The 17,655-nt window shown below is 40.7% G+C and carries 14 protein-coding genes; all 14 read left to right on the forward strand.

The window, feature by feature from the left end; translation table 11 throughout:
- The first annotated feature begins 73 nt into the window (after positions 1–73).
- The 14 genes from dapG to ymfI all read left to right on the forward strand — a co-directional run bounded on the left by dapG (position 74) and on the right by ymfI (position 17,628).
- Complete coding sequence (gene dapG, locus HHO41_RS04450) at positions 74–1,306, forward strand: aspartate kinase (protein ID WP_169095895.1); 1,233 nt, start codon at positions 74–76, stop codon at positions 1,304–1,306.
- Positions 1,307–1,368: 62 nt separating this feature from the next.
- Positions 1,369–2,235: a 4-hydroxy-tetrahydrodipicolinate synthase gene (dapA, locus tag HHO41_RS04455; RefSeq protein ID WP_169095897.1), complete on the forward strand. Its 867-nt coding sequence runs from the start codon at positions 1,369–1,371 to the stop codon at positions 2,233–2,235.
- A gap of 373 nt (positions 2,236–2,608) precedes the next feature.
- Entirely contained in the window at positions 2,609–4,276 is a 1,668-nt protein-coding gene (locus tag HHO41_RS04460; protein ID WP_169095899.1) for a ribonuclease J, read from the forward strand.
- A 171-nt stretch (positions 4,277–4,447) separates the two neighbouring features.
- Positions 4,448–5,197, forward strand: a complete 750-nt coding sequence (locus HHO41_RS04465; RefSeq protein ID WP_169095901.1) for a ClpP family protease — start codon at positions 4,448–4,450, stop codon at positions 5,195–5,197.
- Positions 5,194–5,403, forward strand: a complete 210-nt coding sequence (locus HHO41_RS04470) for a YlzJ-like family protein (protein WP_169095903.1) — start codon at positions 5,194–5,196, stop codon at positions 5,401–5,403. The genes HHO41_RS04465 and HHO41_RS04470 overlap by 4 nt, the downstream gene beginning before the upstream one ends.
- 127 nt (positions 5,404–5,530) lie before the next feature.
- Positions 5,531–7,927: an FtsK/SpoIIIE family DNA translocase gene (locus HHO41_RS04475; protein ID WP_169095905.1), complete on the forward strand. Its 2,397-nt coding sequence runs from the start codon at positions 5,531–5,533 to the stop codon at positions 7,925–7,927.
- Positions 7,928–8,262: 335 nt separating this feature from the next.
- The gene (locus HHO41_RS04480; protein WP_169095907.1) at positions 8,263–8,988 is read left to right on the forward strand and encodes a GntR family transcriptional regulator; all 726 of its coding nucleotides are present in this window, start codon (positions 8,263–8,265) and stop codon (positions 8,986–8,988) included.
- A gap of 77 nt (positions 8,989–9,065) precedes the next feature.
- Positions 9,066–10,175 (forward strand): BMP family lipoprotein, encoded by a 1,110-nt coding sequence (locus HHO41_RS04485; protein ID WP_169095909.1) that lies wholly within the window; start codon positions 9,066–9,068, stop codon positions 10,173–10,175.
- 153 nt (positions 10,176–10,328) lie between these two features.
- Complete coding sequence (locus HHO41_RS04490; RefSeq protein ID WP_169095912.1) at positions 10,329–11,852, forward strand: ABC transporter ATP-binding protein; 1,524 nt, start codon at positions 10,329–10,331, stop codon at positions 11,850–11,852.
- Positions 11,849–12,925, forward strand: coding sequence for an ABC transporter permease (locus HHO41_RS04495; RefSeq protein WP_169095914.1), 1,077 nt, complete (start codon positions 11,849–11,851; stop codon positions 12,923–12,925). Before HHO41_RS04490 ends, HHO41_RS04495 begins: the two co-directional genes overlap by 4 nt.
- 1 nt (position 12,926) lies before the next feature.
- On the forward strand, positions 12,927–13,880 hold the full coding sequence (locus HHO41_RS04500) for an ABC transporter permease (RefSeq protein WP_169095916.1): 954 nt from the start codon (positions 12,927–12,929) through the stop codon (positions 13,878–13,880).
- Between the two features lie 195 nt (positions 13,881–14,075).
- The gene (yfmF, locus tag HHO41_RS04505; protein WP_169095918.1) at positions 14,076–15,356 is read left to right on the forward strand and encodes an EF-P 5-aminopentanol modification-associated protein YfmF; all 1,281 of its coding nucleotides are present in this window, start codon (positions 14,076–14,078) and stop codon (positions 15,354–15,356) included.
- Positions 15,356–16,642 (forward strand): EF-P 5-aminopentanol modification-associated protein YfmH, encoded by a 1,287-nt coding sequence (yfmH, locus tag HHO41_RS04510; protein WP_169096069.1) that lies wholly within the window; start codon positions 15,356–15,358, stop codon positions 16,640–16,642. The genes yfmF and yfmH overlap by 1 nt, the downstream gene beginning before the upstream one ends.
- A gap of 263 nt (positions 16,643–16,905) precedes the next feature.
- Positions 16,906–17,628: an elongation factor P 5-aminopentanone reductase gene (gene ymfI, locus HHO41_RS04515; RefSeq protein ID WP_169095920.1), complete on the forward strand. Its 723-nt coding sequence runs from the start codon at positions 16,906–16,908 to the stop codon at positions 17,626–17,628.
- The last annotated feature ends 27 nt before the right edge of the window (positions 17,629–17,655 follow it).

Raw genomic sequence — 17,655 nt, forward strand, 5'->3', positions numbered from 1 at the left:
GTCAGTCGAAAAATAAGACAAATTGTGCAAGTCGGTTTGGTTTTACCAATAATACAACTTAGAAGGTGTTACGATGAAAATGATTGTTCAAAAATTTGGCGGTACATCCGTCCGTGACGAAAATGGCCGTCAAAATGCAAAACGCCATATTGAGGCAGCTTTGAAGGATGGATATAAAGTAGTGGTAGTGGTATCTGCAATGGGACGAATCGGTGATCCTTATGCAACAGACACGCTATTATCTTTAATCGGTGGAAGTAAAAGCAAGATTTCCAAGCGGGAATACGATTTATTACTTTCTTGTGGTGAAATGATTTCAAGTGTGGTTTTTACTAATATGCTACTTGAAAATGGGATCAATGCTGTTTCATTAACTGGCGCGCAAGCAGGATTCGTCACCAGCAACGAGCATACAAATGCGAAGATATTGGAAATGAAATGTGACCGTCTTTTAAGAGAGCTTGAGGATGCAGATGTAGTAGTTGTCGCTGGCTTTCAAGGAGCTGCTAAAAATGGGGATATTACGACGATTGGTCGGGGTGGTAGCGATACTTCAGCTGCAGCATTAGGCGCCGCGATAAATGCGGAAGTCATTGATATTTTTACAGATGTTGAGGGAATTATGACGGCTGACCCGAGAATTGCCAATAATGCTCGACCTCTATCGGTAGTAACGTATACGGAGGTATGCAATATGGCTTATCAGGGTGCGAAGGTCATTCATCCACGTGCTGTTGAAATCGCGATGCAGGCTAAGGTGCCTATCCGCATTCGCTCAACGTATAGCGACAATACAGGGACACTTGTAACGACCGCAAATCGCGATAACCATGGCAGCGATATTAAGGAACGTCCGGTAACAGGCATCGCCCACGTTACGAATGTAACGCAAATCAAGGTGTTTGCCAAAAAGGATCAATACAATCTTCAAGCCGAAGTGTTTAAAGCGATGGCTAATGAAAATATTAGTGTTGATTTCATTAATATTTCTCCAAATGGAGTGGTCTACACGGTTACCGACGAGATGGCGGACCGTGCCGTTTCTGTGTTAAAGGAGCTTGGGCATGAACCTGCTGTTGAAACAAATTGTGCCAAGGTTTCCGTCGTCGGTGCAGGGATGGCAGGAGTACCGGGAATTACGGCGAAAATCGTGACCGCTCTTTCAGAAAAGGAAATTAGAATCTTACAATCGGCAGATAGTCATACCACCATTTGGGTCCTTGTAAAGCAAGAGGATTTAGTGCAGGCAGTCAATGCATTACACGATGCATTTAGCCTGGAAAATGAAGTACTAGAACATGAATAATTGTTATTTTTACGAGAGAAGGGGCAAAGCTCCGAAATAGATTGGTAAAGAGGAGTGGCATGATGACTATTTTCGGTCGGGTTTCCACCGCAATGGTAACCCCATTTGATAAGAACGGGCATATTGACTTTGCAAAAACGACGCAGCTAGTGAATTACTTAATTGAGAACGGCACTGATTCACTGGTGGTCGCTGGTACAACTGGTGAATCTCCAACTCTTTCTAAAGAAGAGAAGGTGGCATTGTTTCAGCATGTTGTTCAGGTTGTAAATAAAAGAGTCCCGGTAATTGCCGGAACAGGAAGCTACAACACGTATGAATCAGTTGAATTAACGAAACGGGCAGAGCAGGTTGGTGTTGATGCGATCATGCTTGTTGGTCCATATTATAATAAGCCGAATCAAGAAGGCTTGTATCAACATTTTAAAACAATTGCTGAAAGTACTAAGCTTCCTGTAATGGTATACAATATTCCGGGCCGGTCAGTTGTTAATATTTTACCCGAAACCATCATTCGCTTGTCAGCCATTCCTAATATTGTTGCAGTAAAAGAAGCGAGTGGGGACTTAAGTGCCATGACAAAGATTATTGCTGAAACGGATGAACATTTCTTTTTATACAGCGGTGATGACAGCTTAACGATTCCTGTCTTGGCTATTGGTGGTGCCGGAGTCATTTCGGTCGCTTCACATGTAATTGGTAAAGAAATGCAAGAGATGGTTCAAGCGTTTTTGAATGGAGAGCATGCAGCAGCATCAAAACTACATCAACGTTTATTGCCGATTATGCAGGGCTTATTTAAGGCTCCGAACCCTGTTCCAGTGAAAACCGCGTTGCAGATAAAAGGTCTTGATGTCGGGTCAGTTCGCTTGCCATTAGTACCATTATCAGAACAAGAACGAACAGCAGTAGCGGATTTATTTAAATAATATTTTTCAATCCAAAGAGGTTGCCAATGTGCAGCCTTTTTTTATTTTGGCTGTGTTAAAGCTTAGTGTTGATTTTTCGCAAGTTGATTGGAGCGGAAGGCACGGAGACTCCTGCGGGAGTAGCTGGTATGGGAGACACCGCAGGCGCGAATGCGCCGAGGAGGCTCCCAACTAGCCCCTAAGGTGCGCGAAGTGCCTGGAGCGGAAATCAACATTCAAATTTAATACAGCCTTATTTTTAAAAATGATGGATTCTATAAATTCAGAATCCTATCCAAATGGCGAGAGATAAAGGTTGTAAAGGCTTTCTTCCTTCAAGTATAATAACTGTAATATAATACGGTCGGGCGATAGACATTAGGAGGAAACAGATTTGAATAATAGCAAAAATGAAATGATAAAGCTCATTGCTCTTGGGGGAGTAGGGGAAATCGGTAAAAACATGTACTTGGTGGAGGTTAACGATGATATTTTTATCGTTGATGCCGGACTGATGTTCCCGGAGGATGAAATGCTCGGGATCGACATCGTCATTCCAGAAATAACGTATTTGCAAGCAAACAGGGAACGCATAAAAGCTTGTTTTTTGACACATGGACATGAAGATCATATCGGTGCTCTAGCCTATCTACTGCATAGCATTTCAGTTCCAGTATATGGTACGAAGTTAACGTTAGCATTAGCACAAGCAAAATTAACTGAGTATGAGTTTCACGGGAATGTTGATTTTCATGAAATTACTTCCGATTCGGTGCTTAAGTTCGCAGCGACTGAAGTTACGTTTTTCAGAACAAATCACAGCATTCCTGACGCGGTTGGGATATGCTTTCAAACGTCACAAGGTGCGATTGTTCATACGGGTGATTTTAAATTCGATCAAGCAGCGACACCACTATATAAACCTGAAATCGGTAAAATGGCTAAAATCGGTGAAGATGGAGTGCTATGTCTACTCTCTGATAGTATGGGTGCCGAAAAACCAGGCTATACACCGACTGAAGCTAAGGTAGTTCATGAAATGAATGATGCGTTTTATAAAGCGCAAGGTAGAATTATTGCAGCTTGTTTTGCATCAGATTTAAATCGAATTCAACATTTATTTGATGCAGCCCACTTGACTAATCGCAAGGTAGCGGTAGTTGGAAAAAGTCTGAAGCGAGTGTTTGATATCGCTTTAAATCTTGGTTACATCGAAGTCCCAGATGAAATCATCATTCCGCTTGCAGAGGTGAAAAAATACTCTGATCAGCAAATTATGGTGTTAACAACAGGAAGTCAGGGCGAACCGCTAGAGGTCCTGCAAAAAATGGCGAAGCAGGCTCACAAGCATGTGAACATTCAACCAGGTGATACGGTGCTGTTTGCAGCCTCACCGTTACGTGGAAGTGAACTTTTGCTCTCTAAAACGATTGATATGTTGTTCCGAGCTGGAGCCAACGTAATCTCTGGACGTGAAATTGTTCAAGTATCGAGTCACGGCAGTCAAGAAGAATTAAAAATGATGATCAATTTAATGCAGCCAAAATTTTTCATCCCCATCCATGGTGAATATAAAATGCTTCATGCCCATGCCAAAGTCGCGAAGGCTTGTGGAATTTTAGGTGAAAACATTTATATTCCGGAAAAAGGCGAAGTAGTAGAACTAAAAAATGGGAAATTGGTGCCAGGTTCAAAGGTGCCAGCAGGTAATATTTTAATAGACGGAAAAGGTGTCGGTGATGTTGGTAATATCGTCCTCCGTGATCGCAGATTGCTGTCACAGGATGGAATATTAATTGTTGTCGTAACCTTAAATAAATCAAACAAAACCATTGCTGCAGGACCGGAAATTATTTCACGCGGCTTTGTCTATGTCCGCGAATCGGAAAAGCTTATGGAGGAGTCAACGGCAAAGGTTCGTGATATTGTTGAAAAAACAATCGCGAAGGATTCCTTTGATTGGACTACGCTTAAGCAAGAAATGCGTGATACTTTAAATCAATATTTATTTGAAAAAACAAAACGCCGACCAATGATACTGCCAATTATTATGGAAATTTAACCATAACCTGAAGTGCCTGATTTTTATATCAATCAGGCGCTTTTTTATTGTATATATGCAAAAAGCATGGAATGAAACCGCAAAATAAGCTATTAATTTTATAGGTAGCCAGAATGAAAAAGTCTTACCAGTTCATACTAACAATATTAAAGTGTGAAGGGGGACTTTTGGATGAGTCATTTCTTTAATCAATCAGATGATGCAAGAGAAGAGCAGGAGCAACCAAGTGAAGAAAAGACATCAGGTCTTTTAGAAAAAATACAGCAGTTAGGTCAGACCAATGTTCCACAGCTTTCACAGGATTCTACTATCCATTGCTTAACCATTGTTGGACAAATTGAGGGACATTTGCAACTCCCTCCTCAAAATAAAACAACCAAGTATGAGCACTTAATTCCGCAAATTGTTGCGATTGAGCAGAATCCGAAAATCGAAGGGCTGCTTGTTATCCTGAATACAGTAGGTGGCGATGTTGAAGCGGGACTAGCCATTTCAGAAATGCTGGCTTCACTGTCAAAGCCAACCGTTTCGATTGTCCTTGGTGGCGGTCATTCAATCGGGGTGCCAATTGCGGTATCGTGTGATTATTCGTTCATCGCCGAGACAGCAACCATGACGATCCACCCGATTCGTTTAACCGGTCTTGTCATTGGCGTCCCAGCAACCTTTGAATATTTGGATAAAATGCAAGAGCGAGTTGTCAATTTTGTTAAAAAGCATTCAAAAATCACCGAAGAAAAATTCAAAGATTTAATGTTTGCTAAAGGGAATTTAACAAGAGATATCGGGACAAATGTCATCGGGGCAGATGCGGTGGAGTACGGATTAATTGATGGAGTGGGTGGAATTGGTCAGGCAATGAAGAAGCTGAATGATCTGATTGATTTGAAAAAGAAAGAGGATGAGGGGCTGATTCAATGATCCTTTATACGATGATGCCTCATGAATTAATATTTCCGGAAACTTCGCAAACTGACTCAAATATGATGCTTGTTACATATGAAGGTATTCCAGTCATGGTTGAAAAAACGGACACCCAAGATTATCGGGTTGTTCGGGTCGTAAGCACAGACCCACAGCATTATTTAAATGGAAAAGTAACTCCGGGGACAAAAATTTCATTTTAAACTCGTTTGCAAACACCAGTTTGGTCAACAGTATGGTATAATAAGGATTAAATAGCAGCCACCAGAAGGCTGCTTTCTTTCTTCCTAAACTAGAGAAAAAAGAAAAATTGAACATCAAGGTGATAAAATGGCCAAGACAAAACGGCGAACGAAGAAAAAAGTTGAAATCAAAAAGACATTAAAATACGAGTTAATTGGAATTGTCATCATTGCGCTTTCGTTAATAACCATGGCGAAACTTGGCAAGGCCGGAGCTGCTTTCGTACTTTTTTTTCGATTTTTTATGGGGGAATGGTACATCGTCAGTGTCCTTGGGCTGTTAGCCTTCAGCCTTTATATGATGATCAAAAGAGAGCTGCCTAACCTGCTGCATATTAAGCTTATCGGCGCTTATTTAGTAGTCGCAGCGATTCTCTTATTTGACCATATCAATTTTATTGAAATATTATCTAAAAGCGGTCAATTCAAGAATCCAAGCGTCATTATGAAGACGTTTGACATATGGTGGAATGGTGAGGTCCAAAATCAAACGAGCACCCGTGAACTAGGGGGCGGGATGATTGGTGCGATTCTATTTGCGCTGTTTAATTTCCTTTTTGCAGAGACAGGGACAAAAATTGTTGCATTTGTACTGATTATCATCGGTGTCACTCTAATTACTGGTAAATCATTAAGCACAGCACTTGGTAAAGTATTTGTCAGAATGGGACAATTCGCTCAAGATCAATGGCAAGCATTCGTAAGTGACATGAAAGAATGGGGCGAAACACGGAAGCAAAAGCAGATCGAGAAAAAAGCAGAACAGAAAGAATCTCGAGCGACACGATCGAAGAAAAAAGCAAAAGAAAGTGAAGACAAGGAAGTCGTTCCTATTGTGGGACAAGCAGCACCAATTGATGAGGTCGTTCCAACACCTGAACCAATCATTTCGAGTTTTGCTGAACGTGCCTATCCTGTTAATGAAGTAGTGCAACCTGTAGTTGAACCGGTGAAGGCAGGAAAAACGAGTTCTGCAAAGGGAACAGGTGAGAAAGTAGCGGTTGACCATGAAGAGGTCGTCCCTAATATTTCATTCGCCGAAGTGGAAAATGTATCATATGAATTGCCACCGCTTGATTTGCTAAACTTCCCGCGTCACACCGACCAGAGTGGAGAATATGAATTAATCCATGCCAATGCGGCAAAGCTTGAGCGAACCTTTCATAGCTTTGGTGTAAAAGCTCGTGTTACTCAGGTCCATCTTGGGCCAGCAGTAACGAAGTATGAAGTGCATCCAGACGTTGGGGTTAAAGTAAGTAAAATCGTTAGCCTTAGTGACGATTTAGCTTTGGCATTGGCTGCTAAAGATATCAGAATTGAAGCGCCAATCCCTGGGAAATCAGCGATCGGCATTGAAGTTCCGAATTCGGAAGTCGCCATCGTATCTTTACGAGAGGTATTAGAGTCGAAGCAAAACAATCGGCCTGATGCTAAGCTGTTAATTGGTCTTGGACGAGATATTACCGGTGAAGCGAAGTTAGCCGAGCTAAATAAAATGCCACATTTACTTGTTGCTGGATCAACTGGTAGTGGAAAAAGTGTGTGTATTAACGGGATTATTACTAGTATTTTAATGCGTGCCAAACCGCATGAAGTGAAGATGATGATGATCGACCCTAAAATGGTTGAATTAAATGTATATAACGGTATTCCTCATTTATTGGCACCGGTTGTAACAGATGCGAAAAAGGCTTCGCAGGCCTTGAAAAAAGTTGTGAGTGAAATGGAACGGCGCTATGAATTATTTTCACATACCGGAACGAGGAATATTGAAGGTTACAACGAGCATGTTAAACGGCACAATGCTGAAGAGGAAGCCCAACAACCGTTATTGCCGTATATTGTTGTCATTGTCGATGAGTTGGCCGATTTAATGATGGTTGCATCCTCCGATGTTGAGGATTCGATTACACGCTTAGCACAAATGGCCCGTGCCGCCGGAATTCATTTAATCATCGCCACGCAACGACCATCAGTTGACGTTATTACCGGGGTAATAAAAGCTAATATTCCGTCGCGGATTGCCTTTGCCGTTTCTTCAGCAACTGATTCACGGACGATTCTTGATATGGGCGGAGCCGAGAAGTTGTTAGGACGGGGAGACATGCTATTTCTGCCGGTAGGTGCATCCAAACCCGTTCGGGTCCAAGGGGCGTTTTTATCCGACCAAGAGGTTGAGGACGTCGTTGATTTTGTCATTACACAGCAAAAGGCACAGTATCAGGAGGAAATGATACCTGACGACATTCCGTCTAATTTTTCTGAAGTAGACGATGATTTATATGACGATGCTGTTCAGATGATCGTTGAAATGCAAACTGCATCTGTTTCGATGCTGCAGCGGAGATTCCGAATTGGCTATACAAGAGCAGCCAGATTAATCGATGAAATGGAACTCCGAGGTGTAGTCGGACCATACGAAGGCAGCAAACCCCGCACCGTCCTAATTGGAAAAAACAAAGAAGACATCGACAAAGAAGCTTAATTTTAAAAAGAGGTTTGTCCATTATTTGGACAGACCTCTTTTTGTTGGAAAGACTAATCATTTTGGCACAATACAGCCATACTAACATTAGATTCTCATCGAAAAAGAGTCATTGTCACTATAAAACATTTGCTTAATATAATATTTTGTAATAGCTTACAAAACAGAATGTCAAGACATTTTACGCTAATTAAACGCGGTTTAAAGCTTTTTTTTCTAAAATTAAAATCATTATTTATTTATAGTAGAAAAGTATGTTATATTATTGTCGGTTAGTAGGAATGTAATACATCAGAGGTCTGATGTCTGAAAGAAGAATTGTCGGAGGAAACAGCATGTCAATTAAATCAGATAGTCGACACTTATATTTACAAGTTATCGATCGGCTAAAGCAAGATATCGAAAAAGGCATATATCGTGAGAAGGAGAAGCTTCCTTCAGAATTCGAACTTGCCAAAAAGCTAGGAGTGAGCAGAGCTACACTTCGTGAGGCTCTACGTATTTTAGAAGAAGAAAGCGTTATCATTCGCCGACATGGCGTGGGAACCTTTGTTAACGCTAAGCCATTGTTCACTTCAGGAATCGAGCAACTGAAAAGTGTTACCAGTATGATTGAAGACGCCGGAATGACTCCGGGAACAAAATTCTTGCACTCACAGACGTTAGCTCCGACTGAAGCGGATATTCGTCGATTTTCGTGCACAGAGGATGACTTGATTGTTGTCAGTGAACGGGTAAGAACAGCCAATGAAGAACCGGTCGTTTATTGTATCGATAAAATACCGGAAAAAATTCTGCCTGAGTCTTTCACTAAGGGACAGGAATCAATCTTCAAAATTTTAGAGGCTGAATCTCATCGAAGAATAACCTATGCTGTTGCGCAAATTGAACCATTAGGTTATCATGAGAAAATTTCTCCGATTTTGAAATGTGATCCAGAAACTGCACTGTTAGTCTTAAAGCAAATGCATTATGACGAATCTGATGAACCCATCCTTTTTTCAGTCAACTATTTTAAAGCGGATAAGTTTGAATTTAACGTCTTAAGAAAACGAATTTAATCGGAATACTTGACGTAAACTATTCTTAGTACGTTTTAAACATTCTTACTAAATCACACATTTAGGGGGTACAAGCCTTGAAAAAGCGAAAATTTAGTATTGTTTTGTCATTGCTATTAATGGTTAGTATGCTGTTAGCTGCTTGTGGTGGTGGCGATGACAAAGGTAAAGACGATAAAGACGGCGGTACTAAAAAAGCCGACCTTAAAGTAGGTATGGTTACAGATGCAGGAACAATCGATGATAAATCGTTTAATCAAGGTACATGGGAAGGTATTCTGAAGGCGAAAGATGAGCTAGGAATAGACGCAAAATATCTAAAACCAGCTACTGCAATTGAAGCCGAATACTTAAAGGAAATGGGTAATCTGTACGATGCTGGCTACAAATTTATCGTTACTCCTGGGTTTAAGTTTGAAACTGCTGTTTACCAAGCACAGGATAAGTACAAGGATGCTAAATTTGTCATTATTGATGGAAACCCACATAAAGGGGACTTTAAACCTGCGGTAAAGGATAACACAGTATCCATTTTCTTCGCAGAGCATGAATCAGGATTCTTAGCTGGTGTGGCTGCTGCACTTCAATTAAAAGAAGCAGAAGCAGGTTTCATTGGTGGTATGGAAATTCCAGCTGTGCAAAAGTTTAACTGGGGCTTCCAACAAGGCTTAAAATATGCAAATGAAAATCTAGGCACAAAGATCACGATTAAAGCTGATAACATTGTTTACCAAGGCTCATTTGATAACGTTGGAGCAGGTCAACAAATCGCTGCGCAAATGTATGACCGTGGTGTAGATGTTATTTTCGCAGCTGCTGGTGGAGTTGGCGTTGGTGCAATCAACGAAGCAAAAACTCGCGTTAAGGGCGGCGAAAAAGTTTGGATGGTCGGTGTTGACGTTGACCAATATGAAGATGGTAAATACGAAGGTGACAAATCAGTTGTATTAACATCTGCAATGAAGAAAGTCGATAAAGTATCTTACGACATGGTTAAAGCTGAGTTAGATGGCAAATTCCCTGGTGGAGAAACTTTAACATTTGATGCAACAAACGATGGTATTGGTTTACCTGAGAAAAATCCAAACCTAAGCGATGATACTGTTAAGAAGGTAGAAGAAATTTTCCAAAAAATCAAAGCTGGTGACATTAAAGTTTCCGCTGAAAAAGGCGATTTATTGAAGTAAGCTTGAAAACAAAAGAGACGGCGTTCGTTCCGTCTCTTTTGCAAATTATAAATGTATAGATTGTTAATAGCATTCGAGAGCATCGAGTAAAGGAACTTATCGGTGTAGATAGGGGAATCTATTGTTATTCTAGATAAAAAGGTGAGTGCTACGATGGATTATGTTGTAGAGATGCTAAATATACGGAAAGAATTTCCGGGTATTGTTGCAAATGATAATATTACCTTGACGCTCCGAAAAGGGGAAATTCATGCGCTGTTAGGTGAAAACGGTGCAGGAAAATCAACGCTGATGGGTGTATTATTCGGAATGTATCAGCCTGAAAAAGGTCAAGTGAAAATTAGAGGAGAAGAAGTTCGAATCGCTAATCCAAATGTAGCAAACCGATTAGGGATTGGAATGGTGCATCAGCATTTTAAACTCGTTGACAATTTTACCGTCACCGAGAATATTATTTTAGGTAGCGAACCGCTTAAAGGGATGGTTCTGGATATTGATAGTGCTGCGAAGAAAATAGCAGAGCTATCAAAGCATTATGGTCTTAACGTGGATCCGCATGCGAAGATTGAGGATATTTCTGTAGGAATGCAGCAACGGGTTGAAATTATGAAAATGCTTTATCGTGAAGCAGAAGTACTGATTTTTGACGAACCTACAGCGGTGTTGACGCCAAGTGAAATTGAAGAACTGATGAAAATTATGCGTAATCTTATTAAAGAAGGTAAATCGATTATTATTATTACTCATAAATTAAAGGAAATTAAAGCAGTTGCAGATCGTTGTACGGTCATTAGACGTGGGAAATCAATTGGAACCGTGAATGTTGCGGAAGCGAGTGAAGCGAGCCTTGCAGAAATGATGGTAGGGCGTCATGTTTCATTTAAAGTGGATAAGAAAGAAAGTACACCGGGTGAAGTCGTACTTAAAATAGATTCAGTTTCAGCTAAAAATAATCGGAAAGTTATGGGACTTAAAAGCTTTTCCTTGGAAGTGAGAGCTGGAGAGATTGTTGGAATAGCTGGGGTTGAGGGCAATGGTCAATCAGAACTTGTTGAAGCGATTACGGGTCTTCGCAAGGTAGAATCGGGACAAATTTATCTTCTAAACGAAGAAATTACGAACATCCCGATCCATCAAAGGATTGAAAAGGGAATCGGCCATATTCCAGAAGACCGCCAAAAACGTGGTCTGGTGTTGGACTACACATTGGAATCCAATATGGTGTTAGAAGTATACAATAAACAGCCATTTGCCAAAAACGGATTATTAAACTTTAATGCGATTCGCACTTATGCCAAGAAAATCCTTGAAAACTTTGATGTGCGTTCCGGTGAGGGTGCTGCATCGATTGCAAGAACGTTATCGGGTGGGAATCAGCAAAAAGCGATTATCGGTCGTGAAGTTGAATTGAACCCTAAGCTCTTAATTGCTGTACAACCAACACGTGGCTTGGACGTTGGTTCGATTGAATATATTCATAAAAGATTAATTGAACATCGAGATAAAGGGAACGCTGTCCTGTTAGTGTCCTTGGAGCTTGATGAAGTACTGCAGCTATCTGACCGAATCGCAATCGTTAACAATGGTGAACTCATTGGCGTTGTGAATGCGAAGGAAACGAATGAAAATGAAGTAGGTCTAATGATGGCTGGAGTTAGTAAGGAGAGAAGCGTATGAGAAATTTCATCGTATCCATCATCGCGATTATTTTAGGACTCATCGCCGGCGGAATTTTAATGTTATTAATCGGTAGCAATCCGATTGATGGTTATCTGTATTTATTCCAGGGTGCGTTGAAAAATATTTCTCGGATTGGTGATACTTTAGCAACGGCAACGCCACTCGTTTTTACAGGCTTATCTGTAGCCTTTGCATTTCGTACTGGGCTTTTCAATATCGGTGCATCCGGTCAAATGCTAATCGGTGGTCTTTGTGCAACTGCTGTAGGACTAACTTATGATTTTTCAAGACCTATTCTTTTATTGATGATGATTTTTGCCGGTCTTCTAGGAGGAGCACTTTGGGCACTGCTTCCGGGGTTATTAAAAGCAAAATTCAACGTACATGAGGTTGTTTCAACGATCATGATGAACTGGATTGCGTATTGGACTGTTTACTATATTGTACCAGGTTATTTCAAGGGAGAATTCCTTGAAACAGAATCAAAGAAGCTGCCCGATGCAGCCACTTTAAAGGTCCCATTTTTAACAGAAATGTTCCAAGGATCTTACATTAATCTAGGTATCTTCATAGCTGTGATTGCAGTCATCATTGTTGCCTTTATTATAAATAAAACCACTTTAGGATTTGAGTTAAAAGCAGTTGGTTTCAATCGTCACGCTGCCGAATATGCCGGAATGCACGTTAACCGCAATATTATTCTTTCAATGCTTATTTCCGGGGGGCTTGCCGGTCTTGCTGGTGTGGCTTTATACGCAGGTAATGCTTCAACCATCCAAATTGGGATTTTACCATCAGCAGGTTATGATGGAATTGCCGTATCCCTATTAGGTGCCAATACACCTGTAGGCGTATTTTTTGCAGCGATTCTATTTGGAATTTTATATTCTGGTACAGGATTTATGAATGCCATGACCGAAATTCCACCAGAGCTTGCGAATACGATTATCGCGATTATCATTTATTTTGCGGCAACAAGTATTCTAATCGAACGGGTTATCAAAAGATTTTGGAAAACACGTTCTAGTAAAGAAGTCGTTGTCCCTGATGTGAAGAAGGGAGAATCATAAGATGTGGACAATCATTGAACAAATTTTCCCGTATGCCATTGTATTTACGATTCCATTGCTCATTACCGCGTTAGGTGGGTTGTTTAGTGAACGAAGCGGTATTGTCAATATCGGATTAGAAGGATTAATGGTAATTGGCGCTTTCGCTGGGGCATTAACCATTCACTTTATGCAGCAAACATGGCCACATGATACTTGGGTACTTTGGATTGGTTTAGTAGCAGCAATGGTAGCTGGTATGCTGTTTTCATTGCTTCATGCTTTTGCCAGCATTAACTTAAGTGCCAATCAAATTATTAGTGGTACGGCGATTAACTTGATTGCCACCGCTTTAACAGTATTTTTAGCTAGAAATATTACCGGAAGCGGTAATATTCGCTTAACAACAGGCTTCTCGCCTATGGATATTCCTGGGCTATCAAAAATACCCATCATCGGCGATTTATTTTTCACAAAAACCTATCCGACAACGTGGTTCATCTTAGTTATCCTTGTTGTTAGTACGTTTATTCTATATAAAACAAAATATGGTCTTCGTTTACGTTCCTGTGGGGAATATCCACAAGCTGCAGAGGCAGCAGGCGTTAACGTACGGGCGATTCGTTACAGCGGGGTTATCATATCAGGAGCATTCGCTGGCTTAGGAGGCGCCTTGATTATTGTTACGTATGCAGGTGAATTTACAGGAACAGTATCTGGTTTAGGATTTCTAGCCTTGGCGGCATTAATTTTTGGACAATGGCGACCTTATGGTGTGCTAGGGGCTACGTTCTTCTTTGGTTTTGCGAGTACCATTGCCAACGTATCTCAAGTAATTCCTGAGTTCCAAGTGATTCCGCCGATTATCCTAAAGACGTTTCCATACGTCGTGACACTGTTAGCACTTGTTGTTTTCTCAAAATCTACCCAAGCACCAAAAGCTGCTGGAGAACCGTTCGACTCCGGTAAGCGCTAATACGAAGACCCTTGGCTTTAGTCTAGCCAAGGGTTTTTTGCGTAAAACTTGTATAAAATTGGTACTGAAAGGTATAGTAGAAATTAACTACTATAAGATTCTCGCGAAAATGCTTGAATTATTCTAAAATGGGAAAAATAACACAACGTGCAGTCACATAAGATAAGACATATGCATTTGGTCAGGAGGATGAAGATGACAGTAATCACGGAAACCATTACAGAGATGAAGGGGTATAACCTTCATATTGTCAAAACTGAAAAATATAAAACCAATACGTTTATTTGGAAGATGAAGGCCCCTATAAATAAGGATGAGGTCACGTTAAGAGCCTTATTACCATACGTCCTGCAAAGCAATTCGAAAAAATTCCCATCAACTACGGCACTGCGTTCTTATTTGGACGATTTGTACGGTGCATCCCTCTATGTCGATTTATCCAAGAAAGGTGAATATCATATAATTAGCTTTTCATTAGAAGTTGCAAATGAAAAGTTTTTGTCAGACCCAACCCCATTGTTACGAAAAGCGATCGAATTTTTTGCAGAAATATTAACGAATCCCAATGTGTCAAGTTCTGGCTTTGACTCAACTACCATTGATGCTGAAAAGCGAACGCTAAAACAGCGGATTCAATCTATTTATGATGACAAAATGCGCTATTCCAATTTTCGCTTGGTTGAAGAAATGTGTAAAGATGAGCCATATGCCCTTCATGTCCATGGACAAATGGAACAAGTTGATGAGATTACCTCAGCAAGTTTATATAGTTATTTTCAACGTGCATTCTGCGAGGATGAAATGGATTTTTATGTGATCGGTGATGTGGAGGAAAGAGAAGTACAAGCGGTTAGTGATGAACTATTGCACTTTCAAGCGCGCACACCAAAGCGGTTATCAGAAGCGCATACGAAGAAAACAATTGAAGCAAAAGAAGTGAAAGAAGTTCAAGATGTTAAACAGGGCAAACTAAATATTGGCTATCGCACGAATATCATCTATGGTGATGCCGACTATTTTGCACTGCAGGTTTTTAATGGAATATACGGTGGCTTTTCTCATTCCAAGCTTTTTATCAATGTTCGGGAAAAAGCAAGTCTTGCTTACTATTGCGCAAGTAGATTGGAGAGCCATAAAGGTCTAATGATGGTCATGTCAGGTATTGATAATAAAAATTTCGATCAAGCGATTACGATTATTAAGGAACAAATGCAAGCGATGAAAAACGGTGATTTTAGCGATGCAGAGCTTGAACAGACGAAAGCCGTAATTAAGAATCAATTATTGGAAACCATCGATACGGCCAGAGGAATGGTCGAAATTCTGTACCATAATGTTGTCGCTAGTACTAAGATCAGCCTCGATGATTGGCTTGAAAAAATGGATCAAACAACTACCGAGGAAATTGTCAATGTGGCAAATAAAATTGACTTGGATACCATCTACTTTCTTACAGGAACGGAGGCGGGCGAATGATGGAGAAAATTAGCTTTGACCAGCTCCAAGAGGAATTATTTTATCAAAAGCTTGATAATGGCTTAGATGTTTATATTTTACCAAAAAAAGGCTTTAATAAGACCTTTGCGACGTTCACAACTAAATATGGCTCGATTGATCATCATTTTGTTCCACTCGATAAAGCTGATTATGTCAAAGTACCAGATGGAATCGCCCATTTCCTTGAGCACAAGCTGTTTGAAAAAGAAGACGGAGATGTGTTCCAACAATTTAGTCGCCAGGGTGCTTCAGCTAATGCGTTTACTTCCTTTACGAGAACCGCCTATTTATTTTCAAGTACATCAGATGTTGAAAAAAACCTGGAAACGTTAGTGGATTTTGTTCAAGATCCATATTTTTCAGAACAGATGGTTGAGAAGGAAAAAGGCATTATTGGACAGGAAATTACGATGTATGATGATAATCCTGACTGGCGCCTCTACTTTGGCTTAATTGAAAATATGTACCATAACCATCCTGTTAAAATTGATATTGCCGGGACGATTGCATCCATTACCGATATTACGAAGGATATGCTTTATGAGTGCTATCATACCTTCTATCATCCAAGTAATATGCTTTTATTTGTTGTCGGTCCCGTTAATCCTGATGAAATCATGAAACAGATTGTCGATAATCAGACGAAGAAGGATTATAAGGATCAGGGAGAAATCAAACGGGAATTTCAAGAGGAACCAGTGTCGGTCGCCGAACCAAAAAAAGTCCTACAAATGAACGTGCAGACGTCAAAGTGCATGGTCGGATTGAAGGCCGCACAGGTGGATTTGCAAGGCGAGGTAATGCTGAAAGCGGAATTAACCGCTAATGTATTGCTCGATTTGTTATTTGGTAAGAGCTCAGAAAATTATCATAAGCTTTATAGCGCGGGGTTAATTGATGATTCGTTTTCTTTCGATTTTACCCTAGAGAAGGGCTTCGGTTTCCTTATGGCAGGAGGCGACACCAACGACCCAGATAAACTTGCTGCGACGTTGAAGGAAATGCTATTTGAAGTCAAGGACGGTCATCGCTTTAGTGAAGACGCGTTAAGTCGTTCGAAAAAGAAAAAAATTGGTGCATTTTTACGAGCCGTTAATTCACCGGAATATATTGCGAATCAGTTTACTCGTTATGCTTTTAATGATATGGATTTATTTACAGTTGTTCCAACTTTAGAAAAAATCACCTTGGACGATGTAAAACAGACAGCTGCGGAATTGATTGCTGAAGAGCGATTTACCGTTTGTCAAGTGATCCCTAAATAACGGAAGAAAAGCGTCGCTTGGCGGCGCTTTTTCCAATCGGATGGCTGTGTTAAAGCAGAATGTTGTTTTTTGGCAAGTTGATTGGAGTGGAAGGCGCGAAGACTCCTGCGGGAGCAGCGGGACAGGTGAGACCCCACAGGCGCGAATGCGCCGAGGAGGCTCACCGCCCGCCCCGCGGAAAGCGAAGCGCCTGTAACGGAAATCAACAGCCACGTTTAACACAGCCAATCAGATAGATGCAGTTGCTTTAAGGAGAGGAACTTATGAAAAAATATGTATTGATAACGGGCGCAAGTGGGGGAATTGGTCAAGCAATCGCGCTAAAACTTGCCAAGGAAGGTTATTCCCTTTATTTGCACTACCATACAAATGAAAAGGCAATCGCCAAGCTGCTCACTCAGCTAGAAGAATATGGCGGGGAATACATACCGATTCAAGCTAATTTGGCAGAAATGGACGGAATTAACCATGTTGCAGCGAGTATTTTCGCAATAGATGCAATTGTTCATAACAGCGGGACAAGCCATTATGGCCTCCTCGTTGATTTAGTTGAAGCTGATTTAAATCAACTAATAAATTTACATATTAAAACGCCTTTGCTGTTAACAAAGGAATTACTTCCGAAAATGCTTCAGAAACGCAGTGGCGCAATCGTCGTTATTTCGTCGATTTGGGGGCAAACTGGCGCAGCTTGTGAAGTGGCTTACTCCTCTGTAAAAGGAGCTCAAATTGCCTTTGTGAAAGCGTTAAGTAAGGAAGTTGCTTTGAATGGAATTCGCGTGAATGGAATTGCTCCAGGGGCTATTGCAACCGAAATGCTAAGTGATTTTTCTGAAGAGGAACTTGATCTGCTTCGTGGTGATATTCCACTTGGCATCTTAGGTGCCCCGCAGCACGTGGCTGACGGTGTTTCGTTTTTATTATCAGAGCAATCGGCGTATATCACTGGTCAAATCCTTGGAATTAATGGCGGTTGGTATATGTAATATTTTTCAAAAAGGAAAATGATAAAT

This window comes from Bacillus sp. DNRA2 (genome assembly GCF_012843265.1).
In the GTDB taxonomy this organism is placed as follows: domain Bacteria; phylum Bacillota; class Bacilli; order Bacillales; family Cytobacillaceae; genus Bacillus_BU.

Coding starts and splice junctions, on each gene's coding strand:
- dapG (WP_169095895.1), top strand. CDS start 74: ATGAAAATGATTGTTCAAAAATTTGGCGGTACATCCGTCCGTGACGAA.
- dapA (WP_169095897.1), top strand. CDS start 1,369: ATGACTATTTTCGGTCGGGTTTCCACCGCAATGGTAACCCCATTTGAT.
- HHO41_RS04465 (WP_169095901.1), top strand. CDS start 4,448: ATGAGTCATTTCTTTAATCAATCAGATGATGCAAGAGAAGAGCAGGAG.
- HHO41_RS04470 (WP_169095903.1), top strand. CDS start 5,194: ATGATCCTTTATACGATGATGCCTCATGAATTAATATTTCCGGAAACT.
- HHO41_RS04475 (WP_169095905.1), top strand. CDS start 5,531: ATGGCCAAGACAAAACGGCGAACGAAGAAAAAAGTTGAAATCAAAAAG.
- HHO41_RS04480 (WP_169095907.1), top strand. CDS start 8,263: ATGTCAATTAAATCAGATAGTCGACACTTATATTTACAAGTTATCGAT.
- HHO41_RS04490 (WP_169095912.1), top strand. CDS start 10,329: ATGGATTATGTTGTAGAGATGCTAAATATACGGAAAGAATTTCCGGGT.
- HHO41_RS04495 (WP_169095914.1), top strand. CDS start 11,849: ATGAGAAATTTCATCGTATCCATCATCGCGATTATTTTAGGACTCATC.
- HHO41_RS04500 (WP_169095916.1), top strand. CDS start 12,927: ATGTGGACAATCATTGAACAAATTTTCCCGTATGCCATTGTATTTACG.
- yfmF (WP_169095918.1), top strand. CDS start 14,076: ATGACAGTAATCACGGAAACCATTACAGAGATGAAGGGGTATAACCTT.
- yfmH (WP_169096069.1), top strand. CDS start 15,356: ATGGAGAAAATTAGCTTTGACCAGCTCCAAGAGGAATTATTTTATCAA.
- ymfI (WP_169095920.1), top strand. CDS start 16,906: ATGAAAAAATATGTATTGATAACGGGCGCAAGTGGGGGAATTGGTCAA.